Annotated in this window: 2 protein-coding genes; both read right to left on the bottom strand. The window is 69.5% G+C overall.

Translation table 11 applies throughout. The features are described 5' to 3' along the window. Positions 1-1,954: glycoside hydrolase family 3 N-terminal domain-containing protein (locus GA0115240_RS01940; protein ID WP_141708678.1), on the bottom strand; the 1,954-nt coding region annotated here is incomplete at its 3' end. A 584-nt stretch (positions 1,955-2,538) separates the two neighbouring features. Further along, positions 2,539-4,663: discoidin domain-containing protein (locus GA0115240_RS01935; RefSeq protein WP_107407076.1), on the bottom strand; the 2,125-nt coding region annotated here is incomplete at its 5' end.

Below are 4,663 nucleotides of genomic sequence, written 5' to 3'. Positions count from 1 at the left end.
CGATGCCGCGGACACTTCCCACCCAGGGCATCGTCACCGCGGAGCCGCTGTTGATCACCACAATGGTGTTCGGATTGGCCGCGGCCACGTCCGTCACCAGCTGGTTCTGGTCGGCGGACAGGTCGATGTCGCTCAGGTCGGCGCCCTCGCCCTCCGACTTGTCGACGAAGACCACCGCGGTGTCGGCGGCCTTGGCCGCGGTCACGGCCTGGCCGTGCAGGTCCTGGTTGGGCACCTGCCAGCCCAGTTCGAGTTCGCTGCCGCCGCCGTCGTTGAAGTAGTCGACCTCGATGCTCACCGGCTGCCCGGCGGTCAGCGTGACCGTGCCGGTCTTGGTGGTCCGCGGCTGGTCGGCCCAGTTGTTGATCAGCTGCTGGCCGTTGATGAACAGCCGGCTGCCGTCGTCACTGCTCAGCGCGAAGGTGTAGCTGCCGGTGCTCGGCGGGGTCAGGGTGCCGGTCCACTTCGCGGACCAGCCGTTGGCCGGCACGCCGCCGGCCGGAGAGGCGCCGCCCCACAGGAAGTTGACGGTCGGATCGACCCGCGAGGTGATCGCCGTGCCGCCCATCGCGGTGCCGTTGTAGAACTGCCCGTACAGGCCGTGCCCGCTGCCCTGGGAAGGTGTCAGGTACGGGCTGTCCACGATCTCACCGCCGGGCGAGGCGTAGCCCTGCGAGTAGGTGACGGCCGCGCCGCTGCCCGCCCGCGACACCAGTGCGGAGTAGGGGGTGACGATCGAGGAGGAGCCGACGTGGGCGCTGCCGGCGCCCGCCGTCAGGGCGTTGGGGCCGGCGTCGTCGCCGATCACCGCGATCTTCTTGTTGGCGGTGCCCAGCGGCAGCGCCGAACCGGCGTTCTTCAGCAGCACGCTGCCCTCTTCCGCGACCTGCCGGGCGGTGGCCTGGTGGGCGGCGGTGCTGACCGGGGCGGTGATGGTGCCGGTCTGCGTGGTGTCGAACAGGCCGGAGGCGAACATCGAGGTGAGGATGCGGCGGACGTGGCCGTCCAGGGTGGCGATGGAGACCTGGCCGCTGTTGACCGCGTTGGTCAGCGCGGTGCCGTAGAAGTCCTGGCCGTTCATCTCCTGATCGAGCCCCGCGTTGGCCGAGGCGACCGTGGAGTGCGTCCCGCCCCAGTCGGAGGTCACGAAGCCGGTGAAGCCGAGGTCGCCTTCGAGCACCTGCTGGATCAGCTGGGAGTTCTCGCAGGCGTAGGTACCGGCCACCGAGGCGTACGAGCACATCACCGAGTACGCCTGGCCCTGCTGGACCGCGGCTTCGAAGGCCGGCAGGTAGATCTCCCGCTGCGTCCGGTCGTTCATGATCACGTTGTCGGACGGGTTGTTGCGGTTGGTCTCCTGGTTGTAGTCCGCGTAGTGCTTGACCTGGGCCATCGGGCCCTGGCTCTGGATGCCCCGGATGTCGGCGGCGCCCACCTCGCCGGCCAGGTAGGGGTCTTCGCTGAGCGATTCGAAGGCGCGGCCCCAGCGCGGGTCGCGCACGATGTTGATGGTCGGGCCGAGGACGATGTTGGCGCCCTTGCCCCAGGCCTCGTTGCCGATCACCTGACCGTAACTCGTGGCCAGATCACGGTCGAAGGAGGCCGCGGCGGCCACCGGGGCGGGCAGCTGGGTGACCCCGCCGGCGCCGTCGGCGACACCGGCGGGGCCGTCCTGGAGCCGCAACTGGGGGATCCCCAGGCGGGTGTTGGCGTCCACGCAGGCACCCCAGGCGCACTGCGCACCGCCGTGCATCATGGTGATCTTCTCGGCCGTGGTCATCTGCGCCAGCAGCGCGTCGGCGCGCTGTCCCGGCGTGTCCGCCGCGGACATCCACGGGCGTGCGGCGCCCGCGTCGGCGGATCGGGCGGGCAGGGTTCCCGCGGTCAGCGCTGCCAGCGCGGCGACCGCGACGGCCACCACGCCGGACAGCAGGGGGCGGCGTCGTCGTCTCATTGCCACTCCGTTCGGGATCGGCGGGCGGCGAGCCGCCCGTGCCAGGGGGGATGGAGCCCTAGGCCGTGTCTGACAAATCCCGCCTGCCCCGCGACGCCTGGCACCGCGCTCGCTGCGTTGTCGGGGTCGTCCGAGTAGCCCACTACGAGGACACCCCTCCGCCTTGCGATCGCACGCACCAGACGCCGCGGGGCCCCGCCCTGCGGGCGGACGGCGCTATTTGTCAGACACGGCCTAGAACTGAAGTGTCGGACCGCCCGGAGCCAGGAGGTCCGCTGGAAGGTGCGCCCCCGAGAGTTATGCCGGACTTGCGCGGGGGTCAAGGGAAATTGCGGACACGAGGCCGCCTTATTGCGCGAAGTCGGCTGCGACGGTGGGCACTTGATGGGTGAACCCCATGGCTTATGTGCGATCCCGAACGTGTGACCTCGGATCAGACCTCTTCGGACCATGCGAAGGGGCCGCCGTCCCTCTCGGGACGGCGGCCCCTCCATGGGCTGCCTGCTACCGGTACCGCTGCGCCGCCGCAGGCGGCTCGCGGGTGGCTACCGGCTCAATCGGTGGCCGGCGAGCGGCCGACGGGGTTACGGGTACGACGTCACCGTCGACGGCGTCGTACTGGTACCCGACGTACCGGGACCGGTGTTGTTGATGACATGGGCGTATTGACCCATGCCGCCGAGGGAGACCACCAACAGGTCGTGGAACTTCACGCCCGGTGTGTTGGGCGCCTCGAACCCGTGGTCCTGGATGATGGTCGGATCCGTGGTGAAGTTGCAGTAGCTGCCGAGTCCCCAGCCCTCGTGGGTGGTGACGTTGTCATCCACCTTGTAGGCCGCGAACCCTCTGGTACTGCCGTTCTGCACCGCGGCCTGGTTGGGCGCGTCGTAGGCGATCTCGTTCTGGAAGAAGATCGTCTTGCCGTTCTGTCCCGACCACTCCACGTCGTACTTTTTGAAGTGTTCCACGAACAGACCGGTGGCCAGCACGTTGTTGCCGTTCACCCGTAGACCGTAGTCCGCTGGGTTGACCGTCCAGCCGGTCGGTGCCGCGCCGTGGTCGGCCCGCCAGATCCAGGTGTGGTCGATGATCACATCGTTGCTGTTGATCTCGAACGCGGTCTGCGCCTGCGCCGGGGTGGCGCCGCCGACCCGGGCGAACACGTCCTGGATGGTGGTCGGGTTGCCCGCGTGGCTCGCGGACGAACCGGGCGCGCCGACCTGGAGCAGCTGCGGCGAGTTGCCGGTACCGGCGTCGATCAGGAAGCCGGCCAGCTTGACGCCGTCCACGTCGGCCACCTTCACCGCGTCCACGCCGTTGTCCGGGATGACCGTGGCGTAGCCGAGGCCGAGGACCACGGTGTTGGCGCGGGTCACGTTGATCGGCTGGTCGACGTGGTAGATACCCGGCGTGAGGACCAGGTTGAGCCCCTGGGCCAGCGCCGCGTTGATGGTGGCCGCGGAGTCACCGGGGTGCGCGACGTAGAACTGCGACAGCGGGATCGAGGTGCCCGGCGTGTTCGGCCAGTCGGTCCCGACGGCGTTGGTGCGCAGGTTCGGCACGAACACCGCGTAGTTGCCGCTGCTGTCCAGGTACATGTACGGCTTGTCCCGCGACTCCGGGGTGCTGGCCAGCGTGGTGTAGACCGGGTTCGGGAAGCCCTGCGCCGGAGCGCCCTGGACACCCGAGAACACCATGTTCCACACGCCGTTGGTCCAGCCGCCGATCGAGCTGTCGCGGGTGTACCACTGCTGCTGCGAGTACGGGCCGACGGTGCCGTCGATCTTGCTGTCGGCGATGTACCCGCCGCTGGCCCAGCCGTAGCCGTTCGGCGCCAGGTTCAGGCCGCCCTCGACGTGGATCCGGCGGAAGGGGGCCGCCTGCGCGACCGCCCACCGGTCGGTGCCGCTGACCGGCTTGATGGCCAGGTTCTCCACCGAACGCCAGAAGTTCTGGGTGGCGTTGCCGTTGAACCAGCCGGCGTCCACGGTGATGTCACCGTTGATCTGGACGTCGTCGGGGTTCTTGCCGAGGCCGGAGACCGAGGTGTAGAAGCCCACCTGGTCGTTCAGGCCGTTGTAGGTGCCCGGCTTGAAGAAGACCTGGTAGCGGGCGTTGCCGAACTGGTTCGACTCCTGCTGGGAGAAGATCGAGTCCAGCTGGGCCTGGATGTTCGGGGTCGACGGGTCGAAGACCTTCACGTTCGGGCCGAGGTCGCCGCCGCCCTGGATCGGGCCGGTCGGGCTGGTCGGCGGCGGGCTGGTGGGCGGCGGGGTGGTGCCGCCGGTGCCGCCGCTGCCGGCGGTGCCGAAGACCTGGAACTCCCACAGCGAGTAGCCGTATCCGGTGGCGCGGACGGTGCCGTACACCCGGACGTAACGGCCGGAGCCGCTGACGTTCAGGGTCTGGACGCCGCCGGTGCCGGTGGTGGTGGAGTAGATGTCCGTCCAGTTGGTGCCGTCGGCAGAGGTCTGGATCTTGAACGCCTTGCCGTAGGCGGTCTCCCAGTTGAGCACCACCTGGCTGATGGTGTCGGTCGCCCCGAGGTCCACCTGGAGCCACTGCGGGTCACTGGCGGCGCTGGACCAGCGGGTGCCGGTGTTGCCGTCAACGGCCGCGGAGGCCGGGGTGCCCGCGTTCTCGGTGGAGGACGCGGTGGCGGTCTTGCCCTGCGAGAGCAGGGTGCCCGCGGCGGGCGGAGTGGTGCTG

It is taken from the genome of Streptomyces sp. DvalAA-14 (genome assembly GCF_900091855.1).
GTDB lineage: Bacteria > Actinomycetota > Actinomycetes > Streptomycetales > Streptomycetaceae > Actinacidiphila.
The sequence above is the reverse complement of the archived record's forward strand: the minus strand, read 5'-3'. Positions and strand labels throughout refer to the sequence as shown.